This is a genomic window from Nocardia sp. NPDC004654, assembly GCF_040609595.1.
In the GTDB taxonomy this organism is placed as follows: Bacteria; Actinomycetota; Actinomycetes; order Mycobacteriales; family Mycobacteriaceae; genus Nocardia.
Window position 1 is genome coordinate 224,118 of the sequence record NZ_JBEXKI010000003.1, and the last position, 23,622, is coordinate 247,739.

A 23,622-nucleotide genomic window follows, 5' to 3' on the forward strand; every position below is an offset into this window, starting at 1 on the left:
TTTCGTGGCGCACGAAAACCGTTGGTGTTCGAGCACATCGCGGCGCAGGATGCGCACATGCCAACGTTCGCCGACTTCGACCGCCGCAACTACCGCACCGTCGACGTGACCACCGGATACGACGGTTGGGCGCCCACCTACGAGCGCACCGTGCTGGACGAGATGGATCTCGGCTTGCTCGCGCGGCTGCGCGTTCCGGTGTGGGACCGCGTCGAGCGGGCGGCGGATCTGGGCTGCGGGACCGGGCGGACCGGCGGCTGGCTGCGCGAGCGCGGGGTGACATGGATCGACGGCGTCGACGTCAGCGAAGGCATGCTCGAACTGGCCCGCGCCCGCGGCGCGCACACCTCGCTGCACCGCGTGGACGTGCGGGCGACCGGCTTGCCGGAGGGCGCCTACGACCTGGTGATCGCCTCGTTGATCGACGAGCACCTGCCCGAACTCGGCCCGTTCTACACCGAGGCACGGCGGCTGGCCGCACCCGGCGGTCGCTGCGTCACGGTCAGCTACCACCCGCAGTTCATGATGGTGACCGGCATGCCGACGCACTACACGCCGACGGGCGACGCGCCGGTGGCGATCAGCACTCACCTGCACATGCTCGGCGAGCACATGACCGCCGCGCTGACGGCGGGCTGGGCGCTCACCGAGGTCGTCGAGTCGGTCGTGGACGACGACTGGGTGCGGGCCAAGCCGAAATGGGCTGAGCTGCGCGGACATCCGTTCACCATCGCGTTCGTCTGGACGCGGGATCAGTCGTAGAGACCTTCGGCGCGCCAGCACTCACCGCTGTAGACGAGCAGCAGCACACGGACGTCGCCCGCGTCGCCGCCCAGCTGCACCTGGGCGCGGGCCGCGGCGGCGGAGTCCGGGACCCACCAGTGTTCGTCCACCGGCCACGGTCCGGCCCAGCCCGCCAGCGGCCAGCTGCGGCTGCCCCAGTGCAGGTGGGCCGGGTCGGCGGTGAACAGGCCGCGCTCGGTGACCCGCACCGGAGTTCCGTCGGCCGCTTCCACGCGCACCACGGGACGGTTCATCAGCAGCACCGCGGGGGCGGGTTCGGGTAACCGACCGGGCCAGGGCAGTTCCGGGTCCGCCGCGGGCACCCGCTCGTCGCCGAGCACGACCATGGTGACGCGCTCGGCGGGACCGCGGCCGCCGCTGAGCACGCCCATCTGGACCGCCTCACCGCCGAGCAGCCCCTGCACCCGAACCAGGGCGCGCCGGGCGCGCTCGTCCTCCTCGCCGACGCCGCCCCACAGGCCGAGTTGCAGCGCGCCCGCCCGCACCACCTCCACGGGTTCCAGCCGCAGCAGCGTGACCGGGGCGGTGGGGCGGTCGCGGCGGGTCAGCCAGCCGTCGAGTTGCCAGCGCACCCGGTCGGCGGTGTCCTCGGGGGTGAGCGGCTCGGCGCACCGCCAGATTCGGGAGAGTTGTTCGCCCGCTTCGGTTTCGGCGAACACCGCGAGCCTGGTGCAGGCCAGCGCGGCGTCGGCGAGCTTGGCGTGCAGGCGGGTGGCGAGCATGCGTCCCGCGAAAGCGGCCGCGTCGACCCGGTCGATCGGCGAGTCGCAGCGCTGGTCCACCGCGAGATCGGGCGGCGGGCGGCGCGCGGCGGGCGGTCGCTCCGGAACGGCGCGCGCGCTGCGGTGCGCGAGCACAGCGTCCGCGCCGAAGCGGGAGGCGACCTCGGCGGGACCGAGCGCCGCGAAATCACCGACCCGGCGTAAACCCAAGCGGTGCAACAAATCCACCAGCTCGGCGCGCTCCGGCGCGGCCAGGCTGGGTTCCAGCGCTAGCTCGGACACCGCGAGCGGCGCGAGGAATCCCGCACCCCCGCCCCGCGGCACGATCGCACCGCGCCGCGCCGCGATCACCGCCGTGGACAGCTCGTCGGCGATGCCGATCTGCGCCTCCACCCCGACCGCGGCCACCGCGTCGACCAGTCGTTCGGCGGCCGTCTCCTCGGAGCCGAAGAACCGGGCGGCCCCGCGCGCGCCGAGCACGAGCAACCCGGGCCGCAGCACCTCCACACCCGGCACCGTGGCGTCGACGGCCGCGACCACCGGCTCGAACAATCGCGCATCGCGATCCGGATCAACCTGCGCCAGAAAGAGTTCCGGACACCGCGCCTGCGCCTCCCTGCGCCGCAGCCCGCGCCGCACCCCCTCCGCCCGTGCCACCGCCGAGCACGCCACCACCCGGTTGGCGGACAACACCGCCACCGGCCGCGTCGGCGGCAGCTCGGCCACGGCCGCCGCCGCGACCGCGGGCCAGTCCTGGCACCACACCGCGAGCACCCGCGCCCGACTCGGCCGAATCACGGTGCCGCCCCGCCACTCATGACGCCGCACCCCGCGCGATCGGCAATTCGATGGGGGCGGGCGAGGTCTCCTGGGCGAACCACTCGACGCGACCACCGCTGGGGCGCAGCTCGACACGTCCGCGCCGCGGCATGCCCGCACGGTGCCGCGCCTCGACCTCGAGGCTCAGCGAGCGGAGGCGGCCGTGGCCGGTGCCGAGACCGACGTATCCGGCGATGCGGGCGTCCAGGCGCAGGGTGGGGTTGGGCCAGTCGCCGTCGGTGACCACCAGGGTGGCGCCCTTGTTGCGGGCGCGGGCGGCGAGCACGCGGGTGCGCGCAGGCGGCACGGCGACGCCGTCGAGACCGAGTACGACCAGGTCGAGACCGTCCAGCAGCACCGCCGCCACCTCGATCGGATCGGGCCCCGGATCGGCGATCACGGCCAGCCGCGCGAGTTCGGCGCCCATCTCCGCGGCAGCGAGCAGCCCGAACCTCGGTACCCCGACCACCGCGGCGTGCCCGCCGTGCTCGGTCACCGCGGCGAGCAGACCGGCGAGCAGCGAGCGCGCACCCGTGTAGGCGACCACAGAACCCTTGCCGAGACCACCCTCCGGCAACAATTCCGCAAGGGCATCGGGCACCGGGAGCGGTTCGCGGCGCATGTCCTCGGCGAACGGCACCCGCGCGGCCGCCGACTCGCCGCGTCCCGGGATGGCGGCCATCCGATTGCGCAGCTCGGCCAGCTTCTGTTGTCTCTCTGTCTCCCCCACCCGCACGTCCGAACCCATCACAACCACCTACTTCCCACGATGGACTCCGAGGCGAAGCGAGCGGACCGACCCCACCTCCACACGGAGGAACGGGAGCCAGCACCGATCCAGCTATCGATCTCTTATCGAATATACGTTCGATAGGCCTACAGTAGAAACCCACCCCCGGAATCCCGTCAAGAGCACTCGCGCGCTCCCACTTGTCGGCATAAGAAGCGCGGCGACGCAGGGATATTCGGATACCCTGCACACCATGATCGATCGCCCCCGTCCCATCGTCGGCCCCGACTATTTGGTCGCAGGCCGCTACCGCCTCCAGTCCAAGCTGGGCGGCGGCGGCATGGGCGCGGTGTGGCTGGCCCACGACCGGCTGCTCGACCGGGACGTCGCCATCAAGCAGGTCCTCTCCACGGCCGGGCTGCCCGAGGCCGAGGCCACCGAGGTGCGCAACCGGATCATGCACGAGGGCCGGGTGGCGGCGAAGCTCTCGCACGACCACGCCATCGCCGTCTACGACGTGGTGCTGGAGGCGGGCGAGCCCTGGCTGGTGATGGAGCATCTACCCTCGCGCAACGTGGCGCGCGCGCTGGCGCTGGTCGACACGCTGCCGGTGATCGAGGTCGCGCAGATCGGCGCCCAGGTCGCCGACGCACTGGCCGCCGCGCACGCCGCGGGCATCACCCACCGCGACATCAAGCCGGGCAACATTCTCGTCGCCGATCGCGGCCCCGGTGTCGGCATGGCCAAACTCAGCGACTTCGGCATCTCCCGCGGCGCGGGCGAGATCGACGACCCGGACGGGATCATCATCGGCACCCCCGCCTACCTCCCGCCGGAAGTGGCGCGCGGCATGCAGCCGACCGAGGCCAGCGACGTGTTCTCGCTAGGCGCCACGCTGTACACCGCGATCGAGGGCCAGCCGCCGTTCGGCCTGCACGAGGACAGCGACGTCCTGGTGGAGCGCGCCGCGATGGCCCAGATCATTCCGCCCTCGCGCAGCGGCATCCTCACCAACGCCCTGCTGCACATGATGGAACCCGCGCCGCAGCGCAGGCCGACGATGGCCGAGGCACGGGACGAAATCCTCACCGCCGCTTTCGGTCCCGGCACCGGGCCCTACATTCTCGGCGCCCCCGTGCGCACCGAGGACGGCACCATTCCGGCTTGGGCGGCCCGGAACTCGGCCTCCGGCCTGCGCAGCCCCCACTCGGCCCCGCTCCCCCGCCCGCACCGCAGCGCACCCGGCGTGGGCGTCGCCGCGACGGCCATGCCGCAACGCGCGGCCAAGCCGCAGCCGAGCAACGCCCCGTTGGCCATCGCCATCGGCCTCTTCATCGGCATGCTCATCATCATCGGGATCATCGTCATCGCGATGTAGGCGAAACCTCCGTATTCGCTCCGGCCATGCGCGTTCTGCGAAATCTCCGCATCCGCCCGGGCCGTGCGTGTCGTGCACACCTCCATCCGCCCCGGTCGAGCGGGGCGAACGGACTCGTCGACGCCTCGCAACGGGTTCACACGCCACGCAGGATGCGAGCTTGTGGAACATTCATGTGGACTAGTCGATGCGGCGGCGGTGCGCCCAGCGGGTGAGGGCGTTGCGGTTGGACTGCTGGGTTTTGCGCAGCACGTTGGAGGCGTGGGTCTCCACGGTCTTCACCGAGATGAAGAGGTTCTCGGCGATCTCGCGGTAGGTGTAGCCGCGAGCGAGCAGGCGCAGCACCTCGAGTTCGCGGGGAGTCAGCGAGTCCAGTTCCGGGTCGAGCGGGGGTTCGGGGACCGGTGACCGGCCGGTGAACGAGTCGAGCACGAATCCGGCGAGCCGCGGGCTGAAGACGGCGTCGCCGCCCGCGACCCTGCGGATGCCGTCGGCGAGTTCGGCGCCGGAGATTGTCTTGGTGACGTAGCCGCGTGCGCCCGCGCGGATCACCGCGATCACGTCCTCGGCGGCGTCGGACACGCTGAGCGCCAAGCAGACCGGGCCGTCCTCGATACCGGACAGCACCGCGACGCCGCCGCCGTCGGGCATGTGCACGTCGAGCAGCACCACGTCCGGGCGGGTGGACTTGATCCCCGCGATGGCCTCGGCCACGCCGCCCGCCTCGCCGACCACCTCCATATCGGCCTCCCGGCTCAGCTCCGCGCGCACACCCGAACGGAACACGGCGTGATCGTCGACGAGAAAGACCCGCACGCTCACCTGCTTCTCCTCACCCTTCGGTGGAGCAACCCACCCTGACTGCGCCGACCCGCAGGCCGCCCGCATCTCATCGGTACCACAAGCGGACCCGCGACGGCGTGTCCGCCGCTGAACTCAGCTCCCGGCGAACCGGGGACGGCGCGAGCTATTCCAGAGCGCGAGGGCGCGCGAACCCTTCACCACTACTTTCCCGACCGCACCGACTGCCGGATGCGCTCGGTCGGCTGATCACCGGTCGCACCGGGAGCGGTATCCGGCTCGGCCCCCTCGGGCGCACCGGAATCGCTGCGCGGCATGAAGATCCGCACCTCAGTACCGCGCCCGGGCGTGGACAGGATCTCCACTTGGCCGCCGCGCCGTTCGACCCGGCCGCGGATGGATTTGGCGAGACCCTGCCGGTCCTGCGGCACCGCGGCGACGTCGAACCCCGTGCCGCGGTCGCGCACGAAGACGCTCACCTGGTGCGGTTCCACCTCGGCGAACAGGTCGATGGTCGGCACGCCCGCGTGCTTGGCGGCGTTCACCATCGCCTCCCTGCTCGCGCCGAGCAGCGCGGTGAAATGTTCCTTGGGCAGACCGTTTCCAGAGTCGTCGAGATCCATCGAGACGTCGCCGACCGTCACGGGGGTCACCTTGACGCCGTGCTGGTCCTCCACCTCGCCCGCGATGGTGCGCAGCGCCGCGGCCAGGCTCGACTGCGCGGGACCGGAATCCTCGAACAGCCACTTGCGCAGCTCCCGCTCCTGGCTGCGCGCCAGCCGCGCCACCTCCTGCGGGTCGTGCGCTTGGCGCTGGATGAGGGCCAGCGTCTGCAAGACGGAATCGTGCAGGTGCGAGGCGATCTCCTCGCGTTCCTCGTTGCGGATGCGGGCCGCGCGCTCGGTGTTCAGCGCGCGCATCATGCGCAGCCACAGCGGGACGGTGAGCAGACCGGCGCCGATCAGGGTGACCGCCACCGCGATCAGCGCGGAACCGAGCGCGCTCAAGTCGATCCTGGCCAGCACCACGACGCCGAGCCCGAGCACCACCATGGTGGCGCCCGCGACGACCCGCGCCCAAGTGACCACCGAGGGATGCGCGGGCAGACCGAGCAACGAGCGCGGGCCGTCGGTGTCGTATTCGCGCCAGACCAGCGCGGCGCCGACCGCGACGACGACGATCGGCACGATCACCTTCGCCGCGACGGTGCCGTTCATCAGCCACGAGACCGCTACCGAGAGACCGAGCCCGAGTAGCGCGAGACCGATCGCCTGGCGTCGCTCGGTGCCACTCGGTTTGGCCGAGTCGGCGCCGCTCGGTGTGAAGATCCACAGCAGGCCGTAAGCGACGATGCCCGCCCCTGCCAGCGCGGAGAGCAGCACGAACGCCATCCGCACCTTGAACACGTCGAGCCCGAGGTGATCGGCGAGACCACCCGCCACACCGCCGACGATCCGACCGCCCGACCGGCGCACCAGCCGCAGCTGCGGATGCCTGCCGAGATCGAGCACCGGGGCGGAACCGACGCGCCCCGGACCGTAGCCGCGGACGGCGTCGAACCCCGGCGCGGCCCCGAAGCCCGGCGCGGGAGCGCCGCGGGCAGCGTCGAACGCGGGACCGGTGGGGTGCATGCCTTCGATACTGGCACGCTCCCCCATCCCCGGCCATCAGGAATCACCCTGATCTTGCCCTCCTCCCCGAGGGGTCACGGCCCAGGCGAACCCACCCCCTCGAGCTGTGGGAAACGGAGCGCCACCGGTTTCGCCCGATTCCCCCCGGGTCCCGCCACCGAAACCCCGACTTTCCGTTCTCACCGAGCAGATCCGGGCGCACAATCCTGTCCGGACCGGATAAACAAGCTCATTGAGCTGCGGAGATTCAATCATCCGCCGGTTCGTCGCCCGGCCGTCGAGCTCAGCCAAAGGCACCGCCCCGCCTCGCCCTCCTCGCCGGTCCGGAAATCCCGCGCCGACGCCGTGACCAGGGCTTTCCCGTTCACCGACCACTCGCAGCGCTGGGTTGGGGGGCCCACCGCCCCATACCTTTCCGTTGGGTCGCCAACGACCCGATCACCGCCGGAATCACCCGCATTTCGGCGGGGATAGCAGCTTCTTCGGGGAGGAACACATGAAGTACGTATCGGTATTCGCGTCGATATTCGCGGCCGCCGTCCTGGTGGTCTGCATGGTCCTGACGGGGAGTCCGTTCGCCGGGGCGGCACCGATGGCGCCGCACGAGAAGACGGTCGAGGGGCCGAACGGATTCCGGTTCACCGTCGGGCACTCCAATCAGGCCTTCCACCCGATCGCTCCGCTGAACGGCATGCCGACCAACCGGGAGGTGTTCCTCGACGACACGTTCTACGGTCGGGTCGAGGCGGGCGGAACCGGCAGCTTGAAGGCCGGATACCTGGTCGCCTGCGCTGTCGACCTGACCGTCGGCATCGATCTCGGCGCCGCGATCGGCTTCGACGCGGGATTCCAGATCGGCGGCTCCAGCAGCGGCGACTCGGCCTCGTCGAGCGTGGACGCGAGCCTCGGACCCGACCTGCACATCGGCGCGAGCATCGACCTGTCGATCACGCCGGGCAAGGTCCAGCCTTTCGAGGTCGGTACCAAGGAACTGCCGCCCGGCGGCACCGGTTACCTCGTGAGCCGCGATTTCCACGTCTCGGTGCAGGATTGCGGCGGTCCGCTGACCATCCGCTCGTACACGATCGTCGAGGCGGAATCGCCGGAGGTCAGCGGGCGCGAAGCGGTCTACGGCGATCCGATCTTCCTGTGAGGTCGAGGTGGAAGGCGGTGCGCGATGCGGCGCACCGCCTCTGTCGTGGAGGTGAGCGGCGGCCCGGCCCGGTACATTGTTCCTGTGTTCGTACCGCCCAAACGATTCCGTGGGCACGCGTGACAGGGGGCGCGCCGCGGGGGGAAACTCGTTCACCACGAGCTGTTTTCGCCGAACGTTTTGCCGACCTCTATGCCGCTGCCGGAAACCCGACGCTGCGCCGGGTCGCCGCCCAGGCGGAGAACCGCATGCGGGCCGCCGCCCAGGCCAACCCCGCGTCCGCCCAGCGGATCAGCGACTGGAAGGCGGGCCGAAATGTACCCGCCCGCTTCGAATCCCTGCTGCCGGTGGTGCTGACGCTCATCGATCTCGCCAAGAAGCGCGGTGCTTCACTGCCCGCGAAGCTCGCGGACCCGCAGGAGTGGAAGCGGCTGTGGACCGCGTCGAACTCCTGGACGCCCGACGACGCCGACGACACCGCGTGCCCATACCTCGGCCTGCAGTCTTATCGAAACACCGACAGCGACATCTTCTTCGGCCGCAAGCGGGCGACCGAAGAACTCACCGAACTGGTACGGGGCACCGTGCGAGATGGGGGCGGGATCGTCACGCTGATCGGCGCGTCGGGAGCCGGTAAGTCTTCGTTGCTGGCGGCGGGTCTAACGTCTGAACTGGCACGGGGACAAGGCAACTGGCACATCGTCACAGTGACGCCCGGTGCGCGCCCAATGACCGTGTTGACGAAAGCCCTTGGCGCGCCGCATAAGGACGCCGCACGGATTGATTCAGCGAAACACACTGGCGCGCAGGGCGAGAGCTCCGCAGACGCCGATTCGTCGAATGTATCGGGCTTGGACCGTGCCTACGCCGCCTCGGTGAACTGGCCGACCGGTAAACCGCGCCTGCTGATAGTCGACCAGTTCGAAGAACTCTTCACCGTCTGCGCCGACGAACAGGAGCGCGACGAGTTCCTGGCGACTCTCGAGCGGTACGCCACGCAGACCGATCCCATCGCCGTCGTGCTCGCCCTGCGCGCCGACTTCTACGCCCGCTGCCTCGACTACCCAGTCCTGCAAGAGTCGCTCGAGAAGCGCAGCTACCTGCTAGGCCCCATGCGCGTCGAGGAACTGGCCGAGGCCATCACCGGCCCTGCCGAACGCGCCGGACTGAAACTCGAAGCCGGATTAGACGAACTCGTCATCACCGAACTATGCGGCCTCGGTGACCATCACTCCCGCCAAAGCTACGACCCCGGAGCCCTGCCGCTGCTCTCCCACGTCATGGCCGCCACGTGGCAGCACCGGGAGGGACGCAAACTGACCATCGCGGGCTACCGCGCGGCGGGCGGCGTCGTCGGGTCCGTCGCCGCCACCGCGGAACAGGCGTGGAGCGAACTGTCCGATCCGCAGCAGTCGGCCGCGAAGGACGTCCTGCTCGGACTCGTCACCGTGGCGCGCGACTCCCGCGACACTCGGCGCATCGCGGCGCGCCCCGCGCTCCAACATCGCAGCGCCGACCCGCGCTCGGCCGCCGCCGCACTGGAATTGCTCGTCCGCACACGGCTCGTCACGCTCGACGCCGACTCGGTGTTCCTCACCCACGAGATCGTGCTCGACGCCTGGCCCAGGTTGCGCGCCTGGATCGATGAGAACCGGGTCGGATACCTGGTCCGGCAGCGGATGGAAGCCGATGCGGTCGAATGGGATTCGATGAACCGAGACCCGGCGCTGCTGTACCGAGGGTCCCGGCTCGAGGCCGCACTCGAGCATGTGACGGCATCGGACGGAATCGTGCGCGATTTCCTGCACGCCTCGCGCACATCACGCGGCAAATCCCGCCGACGCACCACGCTCACCCGGCTCGGCCTCGCGCTGGCGGGGGTGGTGTTGTTGGTGCTCGGCCTCACCGCCTATACCCAGACAAAATTCGGGGAGCGGCAACGCGAGGAGAAGAATTTCGCGGCCGTCATGAGGGAGGCCGAGCGGCTGCGCAGTATCGACCCCTCCCTCTCCGCCCAGCTCTACCTCGTCGCAGAGCGCATGCGGCCCGGCGACACGACGGTGTGGACCCATCTGCTCAGCACACAGGATCAGCCGTTGGCCACCACCGTCCCCACTCATACGAGCGGCTACTTCAAGGTGACGCGGCAACCAGGAGGTGCTCTCCTGGCAACGGTCGACGACGAGGGCATCGCGTACCTGTGGGACAACAGCAATCCACAACATCCACGGAAACTGGTGCAACTCCCCGCCGAGATTCGGAAAGCGGTGTTCAGCGCGAATCTTCGCGTCATGGCCACCAGCGGCAGTGGGGATCTACGACTCTGGGACATCACCGAGCCCGAAGCACCGCGGGTGCTGGCCGAGTTGCCGAGGGCCGCTATGGGATACGTAGACATGAGCTTCAGCGCGGACGGCAATATCCTCGCTACGACACACGTCGGTGCCGTCACGCTGTGGAATGTCACCGATCCCGGCCAGCCTCGCGTCGGCGCGATATTGCCCGCCGAGAAGGCCGTCAGCTCCGATGTGCGGTTCAGTCCAACAGAACCAGTGCTGGGTGTGCTGACGAACAAACAACTTTCGGCCACGCCCACAGGGCGAATTCAATTATGGAAGGTCGACAGTCCAGATCACGCCGTGCCGCTGGGGCTGCCGGTCGAAACCTTGACTGCGATGGCCCACATGGATTTCAGCTCCGACGGCCGAATTCTGGCCACCGGCGGTGGGGACGGGTCACTACGGCCGGACTGGCAGGTGAACCGCGGAACGATACAGCTATGGCGAATCGAATTGGACGCCCCTCCTATGCCGCTCGGCGCACCGACGGCAGTCACCGAATCCGCGTTGTGGTCGGTAGCTTTCAGTCCCGATGGCGCGATACTCGCGGTCGCCACCTCGGAGCAAACTGCGCTGTGGAATGTGGCGGATCCAGCCCGGCCCGCACTCATCGACGAGCCGCTGACCACGAGCCCTACGACTTGCCAGTATGCGAACGGCGTGGCGACGCCCTGCCGGAGCGGTCCCACCAGCCTCGCCTTCGGTCCAGACGGGCGGACCCTCACCGCGGGCGGGCGGGATGGCAACCTGCGTGTCTGGTCGCTGCCACCCGCCCTGGTGCCCGGCACGTCGGAGAAGGTGCCGTCCCCGCTGTTCGATGCGGCAGGACACCGCGCCGTCCTCACCACGCAAACGGGGACTACCGAGATCTGGGACACGCGAGACCCGTTACGATGGCGGCCACTCGGTCGCTTTGCGCATCGCTCCGGTGACCTGTACGCATCTGCGGTGAGCCCCGACGGTGCGACTCTCGTGACCGCTTCGTACGGTAGCCCGTCCACGATGTACGACATATCCGATCCAGCGAACGTGCGTGTTCGGGACGACTGGAGTACGAGTCTGGCGGGCGCCGACTACGTCGCCATCCGTCCGGATTGGCGGATCGCCGTGACGTCGCACGACGACTCGCTGAGAGTATGGAGTCTCGAGGATCCCGGACATCCCGCGCCACTCGGCGAGAAGATACCGCTCACGAACGCGCAAGACATCGAATTCAGCGGCGACGGCAAGATACTCGCGGTCCGCACGCACGTGCGGGACGGCAACCTCCGGCAGCCCGTCACGTTGTGGGACTTCTCCGACCCCCTGCGCCCAGTCCCACTCGGTGACGAACTTCCCGAGATAGCCGGCAGCGTCAACAGGATCGTGTTCGCCCCCGATGGCCGCACGATGACCGTTTTGAACAACCAGATGATGCAAATGTGGGACATCGGTGACCGCAACCGAATCCGACCGATCAGCGCGCCGGTCGTCGCGGACAGCCTCTCCCTCTACCGGATCTCCTTCTCACCGGATTCCCGCCGCGCCGTTGTCACCGGAGAAGACGGGCGAATCACTTTGTGGGACTTTACAGATCGCGCCCAACCGCAACAGTTCGGAGACCCGCTGATACCGCTGCGCGAAGACGATGACGACTGGACCGCCCAATTCCTCCCCCACGGCAACCACCTCGTCATCTCCGGCGGCGGCCTCCGCGTCTGGGATCTCGACGTCTCCCACTCCATCGACCGAATCTGCGACGTCACCGGCTCCCTACTCACCGAAGACCTCTGGCAACGCCACCTCCCCCAACTCCCCTACCAACCCCCCTGTTCCTGAATCAGACTCTCCTACAGGAACTTTCCAAGTATTCCTTCAGCAACCCCGACCATGCTGAAAGCGACCACGGGGGCAGTCCGTGGTCGCCCCGGGTAGGGAGCCCGGGTGTGGAACGAGGGGGATACCCGCATGAATGGGAAGTCTGGGCTGGCCGCTGTCGCGATCGCGATGGGTGCCCTCGCGGGGCTCGCACCGCAGGCGGCGGCGGTCGATCTCGCACCGCATGAAAAGACGTACTCCGCCCCGGGTGGGCTGGAATTCACGGTGGGCCACAGCGAACACGCCGCCCGGCCGGTGGGGTCGTTGAACGGAATGCCGACCAATCGAGACGTCTTCCTGGACAACACCTTCTACGGCCAGGTCTCGGACGGGACGGGCCATCTGAAGACCGGATACTTCGTCGCCTGCGCCGTCGATCTGAAGGCGAAACTCGACCTCGGGGCGGAGGTCGGCATCGACGCGGACGCGAGCGCGCACCTGGGTTTGTCGCCGGAGTCGCTGCTGCCCGGGGTGGACGTCAGCGTCGGACCGTATCTGAGCGCGGGGATCGGCGTCGATCTCTCGATCACTCCGGGCAAGGTCGTCGACGTGCCCGTCGGCGAGAAGGAACTGCTGCCGGGCAGCACGGGGTACGTGTTCAGCCGGGACCGGCGCGTCCACGTCGAGGACTGCGCGGGCCCGCTGACCGTGCAGGCCTACGCGATCATCACCGTGGAAACGGCGGACGTGACCGCGGAGGGTGCGGTGTTCGGGGATCCGTTCACGATGTGAGCGCCCTGATCCACCAGGATCAGGTTGTTTTTTCAGGGTTCCCCCCGATGCGCCGCGCCGCTGGTCAGCCGCACCATGGGAAGCATGACGAGAACAACCTTCGGCGATCAGCTGCAACAGATGTGGCAGACGCGGCCCGTCCGGTTGCCGCGCCAGGGCCCGGTCGCGGGCGTCGCGGCCGGGTTCGGGCAGCGCTACAACGTCGACCCGGTGCTGGTGCGGGTCGCGTTCGTGGTGTCCACCCTGTTCGGCGGCGCGGGCATCGTGCTGTACCTGCTCGCCTGGCTGCTGCTGAACGAGTCCGGGGACCAGTCCTCGGCCGCCGAATCGCTGTTCGGCAAGGGGCAAAGCTCGCAGTCGCACACGAAGACCGTGGTGCTGGTCGTGGCGCTGGCCATCGCGGTCACCACGGTCGGTCCGATCGGCGTCGGACTGGCCGGTTCCGGGATGATCAGCCTGGCTCTGATGCTGGCGGGCTGGTGGATGCTGTTCATGCGCTGCCCGCAGCCGCCGCCGGGCACCAGCATGGTCGATGGCGGCTACGCCGACGGCCTCTTCGCGACCGGTTACCCTGGGGCGGCCTTCCCCACCGGGCCGCTGCGCGCGCCCGGCTACCCGGTCCCGGACGTCGGGCCGGTGTACAGCCCGTACACCAAGCTGCCGGACGCGTACGTTCCCGACGCGCCGCGCGAGACGGAGGCGGAAACCGTGCTGGACAAGGACGTCGACCGACCCACCGAGGTGATCGACGCGAAAACCGAAGTGCTCGAAGCGCGGACCTCGTCACCGCAGCCGGGCACCGAGGACGCCACGCCGATCTCGCTCGAGAAGACCGGCGGTGAGCCGAAGACCCTCGCCGAACCGAAGGCACCCGCCAACCCGAAGACTCCCGCGGACCTGCCCGCCCGCGCACCATCACACCCGACTCCCGCCGCCTTCCCCGGCGTGACCCCGCCCTCTTGGGATCCGCTCGGCGTCGCGCCGCTGGCCTGGGACCTGCCCGAACCGACGCCCGCCCGCGCCGTAGTCGCACCACCGCCGAAGCGTCCCCGATCCCGGCTGACCCCGGTCGTGCTCGGCCTGGCCATCCTGGCCGCGGCGGGTGCGGGCGCGATCGCCGCCGCGGGCGCGGAATGGATGACCCCCGGCCGCATCGCCGCCGTCGCCCTCGCCGTGATCGGCCTCGGCTTGGTGCTCGGCGCGTTCCTGCGGCGCGGCTACGGCCTGCTGGTTGTCACCGCTCCGCTCGCCGGTTTCGTCCTGCTCGCCTCGATGATCGGTCCCATCGAATTCGACCGGGGCGCCATGGGCGACCACGTCTGGACCCCCGCGACGATGGCCGAGCTGCAACCGGACTACAAGATCTCGATGGGCGCGGGCACCCTCGACCTGCGGTCGCTGAACCTGACCGAGAACCGGGCCGTGAACGTCGGCGTGCAGATGGGCGAGGTCCGCATCCTGGTGCCCGAGGGCATGACCCTCCGCACCGACTGCACCGTCAACATGGGCGACAACCAGTGTCCGGAGGGCATCACCGGACCGAACACCCCGGGCGCCCCGGTGCTCGACCTGAACGTGGACATCCAGATGGGCAGCGTGGAGGTGCAGCGTGGCTGAGCAGACCCAACCCAACGGCACGACCGAGGGACGCGGACCGTCGGCTTCCCTGCTGATCGTCGGCCTGCTCGCCCTCGCGGTGAGCGTCTGGGGCTTCATCGGCCCCGCCGCGACGGCCAGCGGCGCGATCTCCTTCGGCTGGATCGTCGTCGTCGCCGCCATCGTCGTCGGCGTCCTGCTCGTCATCTCCCCGCGCAAGCGCCGCTAGCGCGATGGTCAGACAGGAGAACCCCATGGCGCGAGACCAATTCGACGACGACGCGACGGATCCGGCGCCGCACCAGGGCACGCCCGTCGCGCGGGTGGTGCCGATCACTCCGGCCAGAACCTACATCGGTGGCGGCTCGCTACTCGGCCACGTCGTCCTTGGCCACGGCTGGAGCCGCGCCAAGACAGACTGAATCCCCGGAAAACGACGGCCCCCGCACACCGTGTGCGGGGGCCGTCGTTCTCGGGATCACTCCCACTCGATGGTGCCCGGCGGCTTGCTGGTGACATCGAGGACGACGCGGTTGACCTCGGCGACCTCGTTGGTGATGCGGGTCGAGATGCGCTCCAACACCTCGTAGGGCAGGCGGGTCCAGTCGGCCGTCATGGCGTCCTCGCTGGAGACCGGACGCAGCACGATCGGGTGACCGTAGGTGCGGCCGTCGCCCTGCACGCCGACGCTGCGGACATCGGCCAGCAACACCACCGGGCACTGCCAGATCTGACGGTCCAGCCCGGCGGCGGTGAGCTCCTCGCGGGCGATGGCGTCGGCCTGCCGCAGCGTATCGAGACGATCACCGGTGACCTCGCCGACGATGCGAATGGCCAGGCCCGGCCCCGGGAAGGGCTGGCGGGCAACGATTTCCTCGGGCAGGCCGAGCTCGCGGCCGACCGCGCGGACCTCGTCCTTGAACAGCAGCCGCAGCGGCTCGACCAGATCGAACTCCAGGTCCTCCGGCAGACCGCCGACATTGTGGTGCGACTTGATGTTCGCCGTGCCGCTGCCGCCGCCCGACTCCACCACGTCCGGGTACAGGGTGCCCTGCACCAGGAACTCGACCTTGGGCGTCTCGCCGTCCTCGGCGCCGTGTTCGGCGACGACCTCGCTCACCGCGTCCTCGAAGGAGCGGATGAATTCGCGGCCGATGATCTTGCGCTTCTCCTCGGGATCGGTGACGCCCTTCAGCTCGCCGAGGAACTTGTCCACCGCGTCGACGGTCACCAGCTTGGCGCCGGTCGCGGCGACGAAATCCTGCTGCACCTGCTCGCGTTCGCCGGAGCGCAGCAGGCCGTGATCGACGAAGACACAGGTCAGCCGGTCGCCGATGGCGCGCTGCACGAGCGCGGCCGCGACCGCGCTGTCCACGCCGCCGGACAGACCGCAGATCGCGTGTCCGTCGCCGACCTGCTCGCGGACCTGCTCGATCAGCGCGTCGGCGATATTGGCGGGCGTCCAAGCGGCCGGAATGCCCGCGAGTTCGTGCAGGAAGCGGCTGAGCACCTGCTGGCCGTGCGGCGAATGCAGCACTTCGGGGTGATACTGCACGCCCGCCAGGCGACGGGCCCGGTCCTCGAACGCGGCGACCGGGGCACCCGCGGTGGTGCCGGTGACCTCGAAGCCCTCCGGCGCGTCGGTGACCGCGTCGCCGTGGCTCATCCACACCGGCTGGATGGTGGGCAGGCCGCCGTGCAGCAGACCGCCGTCGATGTTCAGCTCGGTGCGGCCGTACTCGCGGGTGCCGGTGTGCGCGACCGTGCCGCCCAGCGCCTGGGCCATCGCCTGAAAGCCGTAGCAGATGCCGAAGACCGGCAGCTCCAGATCGAACAGCCGGGGATCCAGCTGCGGCGCGCCCTCGGTGTACACACTCGCCGGACCGCCGGACAGAATCACCGCGAGCGGGTTCTTGTCCGCGATCTCCTCGACGGTGGTGGTATGCGGAATCACCTCGGAGTACACACTCGCCTCGCGCACCCGCCGGGCGATCAGCTGAGCGTATTGGGCACCGAAGTCGACGACGAGGACCGGTCTCTGGGATTCTGCCACGGCCACAGTCTAGTGAGCCGGGTGCGCGCCCGAACCAACGGGCATGCCCCTGTGCAGGCACGTTGTCTCCGCGGGCACCGGGCGCTCCCGGCGTCCCCCGGCTATCTCGAAGCGGGCGGCCCGAATCCCGCGTCGACCCCGCCTCGGCTCGTTATCCTCTTGCGGTGCCCTTCGCCCGTGCGATAGACGCCGACATCCACTACGAGGACAGCGGCGGGGACGGTCCGGTGGTGTTGCTAGCGCACGAATTCCTCATGGACCGCACCATGTTCGCTTCCCAGGTGGCTGCGCTCGCGCCGGAATTCCGGATCGTCTCCTGGGATGCCCGCGGCCACGGACGCACGAAAGATCAGGGCCTACCCTTCACCTACTGGACCGCGGCGCGTGACGCGCTGACCGTGCTCGATCAGCTCGGCGCCGAACGCGCGGTGGTCGGCGGCACCGCGCAGGGCGGCTTCACCGCGCTGCGCGCCGCGCTGATCGCGCCCGAGCGGATCGCGGGACTCATCCTCATCAGCACCGAGGCGCACGGACCGACACCCGAGCAGTCCACGGCCACCCAGCGCTTCCTCGACGAGTGGTACGACGACGACAGCAGGGAGCATGCGGTCCATCGGCTCGCCACCTGGCTGATCGGCGACGACGACTGGTACCGGGCGATCTGGACCAAACGCTGGCTCGGCCGCGACCGGCACGACATCGAGGTCGCCGCGGGCTGCCTGCTCGCCAGGGAATCGGTGCTCGACCGGCTGCCCGAAATCACCTGTCCCGCACTGGTCATCCACGCCACCGACAGCGGCATCCCGCACGACCGCGCCAAACGATTGGCCGAGGGTCTGGCGGCGGCGACCTTCGTGGAGATCGCGGGCGCCCGGCTCGCGGTCACCATGACGCACCCGGAACCGGTGAACCACACGATCCGCCAGTTCCTCCGCGAACAAGTCATGCCCACGGGCGTGTACTGACGACGACGCGCGAAGGCGTGTCTCCGGCCGTGCGCCGCTATCGGCGAACCGGCCGCGCTGCGAGGACTTCGGTCGCGCTGCTGCCATCGATCGACAACGCGGAAGGGCGGCAACGTTCACGAGAAGCCCGCGCCCATCCAGGTGGGCGCGGGCTCGAAGAACGAAACCTCAGGCGCGAACGCTGAGTCCGACCTTCTGGAACTCCTTGAGGTCCGAGTACCCGGCCTTCGCCATCGAGCGGCGCAGACCGCCGACGAGGTTCAGCGAGCCGAACGGGTCGTCCGACGGGCCGAACAGCACGCGCTCCAAGCTCGGCCGCACCTGCTCGGTGGACTCGCCGCCCAGATCCCACGGATCGTCCACGTGGAGCAGCGAACCGCGCGGCACCGACGGGTGCGCGGCGGCCGACGGCCAGTACCACCCGCGGCCGGGCGCCTCGGCGGCCAGCGCGAGCGGCACCCCGAGCATGGCGGCATCGGCGCCACAGGCGATCGCCTTGGCCAGCTGACCGGAGGTCGCGATGTCGCCGTCGGCGATGACGTGCACGTAGCGGCCGCCGGTCTCGTCCAGGTAGTCGCGGCGCGCGGCGGCGGCGTCGGCGATTGCGGTGGCCATCGGCACCCCGATGCCGAGCACTTCGCCGGTGGTGGTGGCGCCCGGGTAGGAGCCGTAGCCGACGATCACGCCAGCGGCGCCGGTACGCATCAGGTGCAGCGCGGTGCGGTGATCGCTGACGCCGCCCGCGACCACGGGCACGTCCAGCTCGGCGATGAAGGTCTTCATGTTCAGCGGCTCGCCGTCACCGACGTGCTCGGCGGAGATGATGGTGCCGTGCACGACGAGCAGGTCGATGCCCGCCTGCAACAGGGCCGGCGTCAGCGCGCGGGCGTTCTGCGGGCTGACCCGCACGGCGACGGTCACGCCCGCCGCGCGCACCTCGGCCACCGCGGCCGCGAGCAGATCCGGCTGCATCGGCGCGGCGTGCAGTTCCTGCAACATGCCGACGGCGCGCTCGTAGCCGCCCTTGCCGACCAGCTCCAGCAGCTGATCGATCTTCGCCTCGACATCGGCGTGCCTGGCCCACAGGCCCTCGCCGTTGATCACGCCGAGCCCGCCGCGACGGCCGAGTTCGATGGCGAACTTCGGCGACACCAGGGCGTCGGTCGGATGCGCGAGGAACGGAATCTCGAACCGGTAGGCGTCGAGCTGCCAGGCCAGCGACACCTGCTTCGACGAGCGGGTACGCCGCGAGGGAACGATGTCGACATCGTCCAGTTCGTAGGTACGCCGGGCCGTCCGGCCCATGCCGATCTCGACCATGTCGCGCACTTGTCTGTCCTTTCGGTGTTGATTGGCGCGCTGACGCGCGCGTGTTCGCGGCCGTGTCTTTGGCGCGCCGGGGCGCGCGTGTTCGCGGCCGTGTCTTTGGCGCGCCGGGGCGCGCGTGTTCGCGGCCTTTATGTCTCGCTTCCGAGCGGTCGAGACTCGCGACTGCGTCGCATGCGCTTCGACCGCTCGGAAGCGAGACGGCCGCGAACGGGCTCGTAAGACTCGCCCTCGAGGTGGTCGGGAGGGAGCGACCGGTCCAAGTCGCTTCGACTCGCGAACAGGTTAATCATGCACGGTTCGTCCAGAGCGAGCGCAATCGCGTCCAGCGCAGCGCACCAATTCGGCACGGCAAGCGTGGTTTGTTCGGACTTGCCGAGTGGGCGACCCGCGCAGGGGCGGCGCTCATATGTCGGACCACCTCATACCGCGGGATCACCCGGCGACCGGTCGCCGGGTGCGACCCGGACCGACGCTGTCGGATCCGACCGCACCCGGTTACGTCAGCTGCGACCGGTGTAGTTCGGCGCCTCGACGGTCATCGTGATGTCGTGCGGGTGGCTTTCCTTCAGACCCGCCGCGGTGATCTGCACGAACTGCGCTTCCTGCAGCTCGGCGATGGACTGCGCGCCGGTGTATCCCATGCCCGCCCGCAGACCGCCGACGAGCTGGTGGATCACCTGGTTGACCGGACCGCGGAAGGGCACGCGGCCCTCGATGCCCTCGGGCACCAGCTTGTCCTCGGCGAGCACGTCGTCCTGGAAGTAGCGGTCCTTGGAGAAGGACTTGGCCTGGCCGCGGCCCTGCATGGCGCCCAGCGAGCCCATGCCTCGGTAGCTCTTGAACTGCTTGCCGCCCACCAGGATCAGCTCACCGGGCGACTCGGCGGTGCCCGCGAGGAGCGAGCCGAGCATCACGGTGGACGCGCCCGCGGCGATGGCCTTGGCGATGTCGCCGGAGAACTGGATGCCGCCGTCAGCGATGACCGGAACGCCGTGCGGCTTGCACGCGGCCACGGCCTCCAGGATCGCGGTGATCTGCGGCGCGCCGACACCGGCGACCACGCGGGTGGTGCAGATCGAGCCGGGGCCCACGCCCACCTTGACCGCGTCCGCGCCCGCCTCGACCAGCGCGGCCGCGCCCGCACGGGTGGCGACGTTGCCGCCGACCACCTGGATGCGGTCGCCGACCTCGGCCTTGACCTTGGCGACCATCTGCAGCACCTGCACCTGGTGTCCGTGCGCGGTGTCGACGATCAGCACGTCGACGCCCGCGTCGGCCAGCGTCATGGCGCGCGACCAGGCGTCCTCGCCGACACCCACCGCGGCGCCCACGAGCAGGCGGCCGTCGCGGTCCTTGGTGGCGTTCGGGTACTGGTCGGTCTTGACGAAGTCCTTGACGGTGATGAGACCGCGCAGGCGGCCGTTGCCGTCCACGATCGGCAGCTTCTCCACCTTGTGGCGGCGCAGCAGGCCGAGCGCGGCCTCCGCGGTGACGCCCTCCTGAGCGGTGATCAGCGGGGCCTTGGTCATCACGTCCGCGACGCGGCGGTTCTGGTCGACCTCGAAACGCATGTCGCGGTTGGTGATGATGCCGACGAGCGAACCGGTCTCGTCCACCACCGGAAGACCGGAGATGCGGAAGCGGGCGCACATGGCGTCGACCTCGGCCAGCGTGTCGGACGGGCGACAGGTCACCGGATCGGTCACCATGCCCGCCTCGGAACGCTTGACCGTCTCCACCTGCGCGGCCTGATCGGCGGCCGAGAGGTTGCGGTGCAGGACGCCCATGCCACCGGCGCGCGCCATCGCGATGGCCATCCGCGCCTCGGTGACGGTGTCCATGGCCGAGCTCACGAGCGGGGTGCGCAGCCGGATCTCCCTGGTGAGCTGACTCGAGGTCTCCACCGAGCTGGGTATCAGATCCGATGCGGCGGGCAGCAGCAGCACGTCGTCGAACGTGAGGCCGAGCATGGCGATCTTGTTCGGGTCGTCGCCACCCGTAGGGGGGCGGACCGCGAGCCGTTCGCCCGGTACGGGATTACTCATTCGGATCGACCCCTCCTGGACGTCGAAAGCGAGAGACGCCGGACGGACCGGCGTCGCGCACAACTGATGGGATGGACGGTGGCGGCGAGGTCAGCGTGTCGAGAACTGTCCGGCGCCTGACACCCATGGTATCTGTCCCGCAAACTCGTCGATGAACTGCCCAATGGCGCCGCCGAAGCGAGTCCGTCGACGGACCGCACAGCCGGAGGTACGCCGCGATGGCGAAACTGGCACCCTACATAGCTGGCGAAGACCACCCTGTTCTGCGTACCGTGGGTGTGTGCGCGACCATCTACCACCTGGCTTGCCGCCGGATCCGTTCGCCGGAGACCCCTCCGACCCGTCCGCCGCGCTCGACGCCATCGAGCCCGGCGAACCGCTGGATCCCCACGAGCGCCTTGCGGTCGAGGAGGATCTCGCCGACCTCGCGGTCTACGAAGCGCTACTGGCACACCGCGGAATCCGCGGGCTGGTCGTCAGCTGCGAGGACTGCCGACAGGACCATTACCACGACTGGGACATGTTGCGCGCCAACCTGCTTCAGTTGCTGGTCGACGGCACGGTGCGGCCGCACGAGCCGGCCTACGATCCGACGCCCGAGGCGTACGTCACCTGGGATTACTGCCGGGGCTACGCGGACGCGTCGATGAACGAAGCCTTCCACGGCGACGGGTTCGACGGCTTCGACAGCTGACCTCGGTTCCCACACACCCTGAAACGACGAAAGCCGACCCGCCGGTCGGCAATCGTTCGACGCGCCAATATTCGCGTGGTTCATCGCGACACGCCCGAACGTGCGCGCGATCTTTTCAGGGTGTCGTTCGACACCCCGCCCACAAGTAATGACTACCGGCGATCCGTCCGACAACCGAGGGGTCACCGTTCGATGGTGAATTCGCTTACGTTCGAGCTCAGTTGCTCGGGGTGATGCCCCCGGGCACGCTGGGAACGATGACCGTACCCGGCCCGTCCTCCAAGATCGGCGACCGCGTCGCAGGCTGAGTCGGTTCGCCGACATCCACGCTCGGCACGACAACCGTCGTCGGCACCTGCGTGGTGGGCGGCGCCTGCGTCGGCGGCTCCTCGACGGGCGTCGTGTTGTTCGGCACGGTGGTCACCGGCGGCTGCTGTGTCGTCGGCCTGGTGGGCTGTGTCGGCGGCAGGCTCGGCTCCACGGCCACGGTGGTCGGCGGAGTCGTCGCAGTGACCGGCGGCACCATCTGGTTGGTGATGGTGGTCTGCTGCTGCGCGGGCTGCGTCGTCGTGGGAGTGGAATCGGTGGTGCCGCTCGGCCGTGGCTGAGTCGACGTGACCGCCTCCTCGAGCGCGGCCGCCGCCTCCGGAGAGAGGCCGCGGAGCTGCGTGAGCAGCCGTTGCCACTCGGACTGCAGATCCTGCTTCTTGCCGGAATCGCTGACCTGGTCCACGTTCACCGACGCCCGCTCCAGCAGTGCCTTCGCCTGCGCCGGGTTGTTCTGGGCCAGTGCACGCTCGGCCTGGTCCAGCTCGTTGCCCGCGCGCTGCACCACGGTGGTCTGGGCCTGCTCGCTGAACACGACCTCCTTGACCCGCCAGAGCGGATCGCCGGGTTCGGCGCTGTAGGAGAACGCCGTCACACCGCCGAAGACCAGTGCCAATGCGGCCGCGGCACCCGTGATCGGACCGACAAGCCGAAGACGGCCACGGTTGACTGCGCCGACTCGAACCTTGCGCGCGCCGATCTCCTGGTTGACCGCGGCTACGACCGCGTCCAGATCCGGATCTCCCGGTAGCGGCGGCGAAACGAGTTCCGCGCGCCAATCCGCGAGCAGCGCGGCGAGCTGAAACTCCTCCGCACTATCGGTCTGTACCGGTCCATCGCTGGCGATGGCGTCGATCAGAGCATCGTCGCGGCGTACCGCTGCGATGTCCACCGGTCCGGTGTCACCAGTCCCCCCGGCGTAGGGACCGCTGTTTCGCGATCCACGTCGCGCCTTCCAGTCACCCCGACCGCGCTCGCCATCCCTAGCCATACATTTCACCTGCCCTCGCCACTTGTGACTTCAGTTTCGCGAGTGCCCTGTGCTGGGCCACCCGTATCGCGCCCGCCGTACTGCCCACGGCGACCGCGGTTTCTTCCGCTGACAAACCCATGACCAATCGCAGGATCAGGATCTCTCGATGCTTCTCCGGAAGCGTCGCGAGCAGACGGTTCATCTGCCTGCTGGTTTCCGATTCGAGAGCGCGCTGCTCCGGTCCTTGGTCGGTGGATATGACATCTGGTACTTCGGCCATCGCCTCCGCCTTGTTACGGGCGGCGTTGCGGTGTGCGTCGGCGACCTTGTGCGAAGCGATTCCGTATACGAAGGCCATGAAGGGCCTGCCCTGGTCTTGATATCTGGGCAAGGCTGTCATCACGGCCAGACATACCTCCTGCGCAACGTCGTCCGCGGAGAGCTGTCCACGCTCCGCCGCGCCGATACGCGCGCGGCAGTACCGGACAACCAGCGGGCGGATCAGCTCTAGTACCTGAGCTAAAGCGGATCTGTCGCCCTGCGCTGCGGCAGCGACGGCGAGGTCCAACTCTTCGCCCGTGTGCGTCATCGTCAGAGATATTCCTGGCGTTACAAGTGGCACCGGCCCGATGACCTGTGCTTCCGCTGAAGCGGCGGAACGGATCTAACAATAG

At 69.4% G+C, this 23,622-nt stretch carries 19 protein-coding genes; 10 read left to right on the forward strand and 9 right to left on the reverse strand.

Annotated features, from left to right (window positions below):
• Window positions 1–57 precede the first annotated feature (57 nt).
• On the forward strand, window positions 58–762 hold the full coding sequence (locus ABZV58_RS11315) for a class I SAM-dependent methyltransferase (protein WP_355000045.1): 705 nt from the start codon (window positions 58–60) through the stop codon (window positions 760–762).
• On the opposite strand, the gene ABZV58_RS11320 is transcribed toward ABZV58_RS11315, so the two are convergent.
• Together ABZV58_RS11320 and ABZV58_RS11325 are read right to left on the reverse strand one after the other, a co-directional pair.
• Window positions 753–2,324 carry a DNA polymerase Y family protein gene (locus ABZV58_RS11320; RefSeq protein WP_355000046.1) on the reverse strand — a complete coding sequence of 524 codons (1,572 nt, stop codon included), beginning with the start codon at window positions 2,322–2,324 and terminating at the stop codon, window positions 753–755. The genes ABZV58_RS11315 and ABZV58_RS11320 overlap by 10 nt on opposite strands.
• Window positions 2,325–2,340: 16 nt before the next feature.
• Entirely contained in the window at window positions 2,341–3,093 is a 753-nt protein-coding gene (locus ABZV58_RS11325) for a hypothetical protein (RefSeq protein WP_355000047.1), read from the reverse strand.
• A 235-nt stretch (window positions 3,094–3,328) separates the two neighbouring features.
• On the opposite strand from ABZV58_RS11325, the gene ABZV58_RS11330 reads away from it, so the two are divergent.
• Entirely contained in the window at window positions 3,329–4,453 is a 1,125-nt protein-coding gene (locus tag ABZV58_RS11330; RefSeq protein WP_355000048.1) for a serine/threonine-protein kinase, read from the forward strand.
• A gap of 180 nt (window positions 4,454–4,633) precedes the next feature.
• Here the strand turns inward: ABZV58_RS11330 and ABZV58_RS11335 are convergent, their stop codons facing one another.
• Together ABZV58_RS11335 and ABZV58_RS11340 are read right to left on the reverse strand one after the other, a co-directional pair.
• Entirely contained in the window at window positions 4,634–5,269 is a 636-nt protein-coding gene (locus tag ABZV58_RS11335; protein WP_067785130.1) for a response regulator transcription factor, read from the reverse strand.
• 188 nt (window positions 5,270–5,457) lie between these two features.
• Window positions 5,458–6,885 (reverse strand): PspC domain-containing protein, encoded by a 1,428-nt coding sequence (locus ABZV58_RS11340; RefSeq protein WP_355000049.1) that lies wholly within the window; start codon window positions 6,883–6,885, stop codon window positions 5,458–5,460.
• A gap of 496 nt (window positions 6,886–7,381) precedes the next feature.
• On the opposite strand from ABZV58_RS11340, the gene ABZV58_RS11345 reads away from it, so the two are divergent.
• The 6 genes from ABZV58_RS11345 (at window position 7,382) to ABZV58_RS11370 (ending at window position 14,984) form a co-directional block, all read left to right on the forward strand.
• Window positions 7,382–8,038: an MspA family porin gene (locus tag ABZV58_RS11345; RefSeq protein WP_355000050.1), complete on the forward strand. Its 657-nt coding sequence runs from the start codon at window positions 7,382–7,384 to the stop codon at window positions 8,036–8,038.
• A gap of 248 nt (window positions 8,039–8,286) precedes the next feature.
• Window positions 8,287–12,195, forward strand: a complete 3,909-nt coding sequence (locus ABZV58_RS11350) for an AAA family ATPase (RefSeq protein WP_355000051.1) — start codon at window positions 8,287–8,289, stop codon at window positions 12,193–12,195.
• Window positions 12,196–12,324: 129 nt separating this feature from the next.
• The gene (locus ABZV58_RS11355) at window positions 12,325–12,966 is read left to right on the forward strand and encodes an MspA family porin (protein WP_355000052.1); all 642 of its coding nucleotides are present in this window, start codon (window positions 12,325–12,327) and stop codon (window positions 12,964–12,966) included.
• A gap of 75 nt (window positions 12,967–13,041) precedes the next feature.
• A complete protein-coding gene (locus ABZV58_RS11360) occupies window positions 13,042–14,583 on the forward strand; it encodes a PspC domain-containing protein (protein WP_355000053.1) in 1,542 nt (513 codons plus the stop codon).
• Complete coding sequence (locus tag ABZV58_RS11365; protein ID WP_355000054.1) at window positions 14,576–14,791, forward strand: hypothetical protein; 216 nt, start codon at window positions 14,576–14,578, stop codon at window positions 14,789–14,791. Before ABZV58_RS11360 ends, ABZV58_RS11365 begins: the two co-directional genes overlap by 8 nt.
• A 25-nt stretch (window positions 14,792–14,816) precedes the next feature.
• Window positions 14,817–14,984: a hypothetical protein gene (locus ABZV58_RS11370; RefSeq protein ID WP_355000055.1), complete on the forward strand. Its 168-nt coding sequence runs from the start codon at window positions 14,817–14,819 to the stop codon at window positions 14,982–14,984.
• Window positions 14,985–15,040: 56 nt separating this feature from the next.
• On the opposite strand, the gene guaA is transcribed toward ABZV58_RS11370, so the two are convergent.
• Entirely contained in the window at window positions 15,041–16,621 is a 1,581-nt protein-coding gene (gene guaA, locus ABZV58_RS11375; RefSeq protein WP_355000056.1) for a glutamine-hydrolyzing GMP synthase, read from the reverse strand.
• A 158-nt stretch (window positions 16,622–16,779) separates the two neighbouring features.
• Here guaA and ABZV58_RS11380 point away from each other — a divergent pair, with 158 nt between their 5' ends.
• A complete protein-coding gene (locus ABZV58_RS11380) occupies window positions 16,780–17,580 on the forward strand; it encodes an alpha/beta hydrolase (protein WP_355000057.1) in 801 nt (266 codons plus the stop codon).
• Between the two features lie 168 nt (window positions 17,581–17,748).
• Here the strand turns inward: ABZV58_RS11380 and ABZV58_RS11385 are convergent, their stop codons facing one another.
• Together ABZV58_RS11385 and guaB are read right to left on the reverse strand one after the other, a co-directional pair.
• Window positions 17,749–18,909: a GuaB3 family IMP dehydrogenase-related protein gene (locus tag ABZV58_RS11385; RefSeq protein ID WP_355000058.1), complete on the reverse strand. Its 1,161-nt coding sequence runs from the start codon at window positions 18,907–18,909 to the stop codon at window positions 17,749–17,751.
• Between the two features lie 500 nt (window positions 18,910–19,409).
• Complete coding sequence (gene guaB / locus ABZV58_RS11390; protein WP_355000059.1) at window positions 19,410–20,954, reverse strand: IMP dehydrogenase; 1,545 nt, start codon at window positions 20,952–20,954, stop codon at window positions 19,410–19,412.
• A 280-nt stretch (window positions 20,955–21,234) separates the two neighbouring features.
• On the opposite strand from guaB, the gene ABZV58_RS11395 reads away from it, so the two are divergent.
• On the forward strand, window positions 21,235–21,648 hold the full coding sequence (locus ABZV58_RS11395) for a DUF5319 domain-containing protein (protein WP_011207424.1): 414 nt from the start codon (window positions 21,235–21,237) through the stop codon (window positions 21,646–21,648).
• A gap of 217 nt (window positions 21,649–21,865) precedes the next feature.
• Here the strand turns inward: ABZV58_RS11395 and ABZV58_RS11400 are convergent, their stop codons facing one another.
• Window positions 21,866–22,867, reverse strand: a complete 1,002-nt coding sequence (locus tag ABZV58_RS11400; RefSeq protein WP_355000060.1) for an anti-sigma-D factor RsdA — start codon at window positions 22,865–22,867, stop codon at window positions 21,866–21,868.
• A gap of 91 nt (window positions 22,868–22,958) precedes the next feature.
• Window positions 22,959–23,537, reverse strand: coding sequence for a sigma-70 family RNA polymerase sigma factor (locus ABZV58_RS11405; RefSeq protein WP_067784912.1), 579 nt, complete (start codon window positions 23,535–23,537; stop codon window positions 22,959–22,961).
• Window positions 23,538–23,622 lie beyond the last annotated feature (85 nt).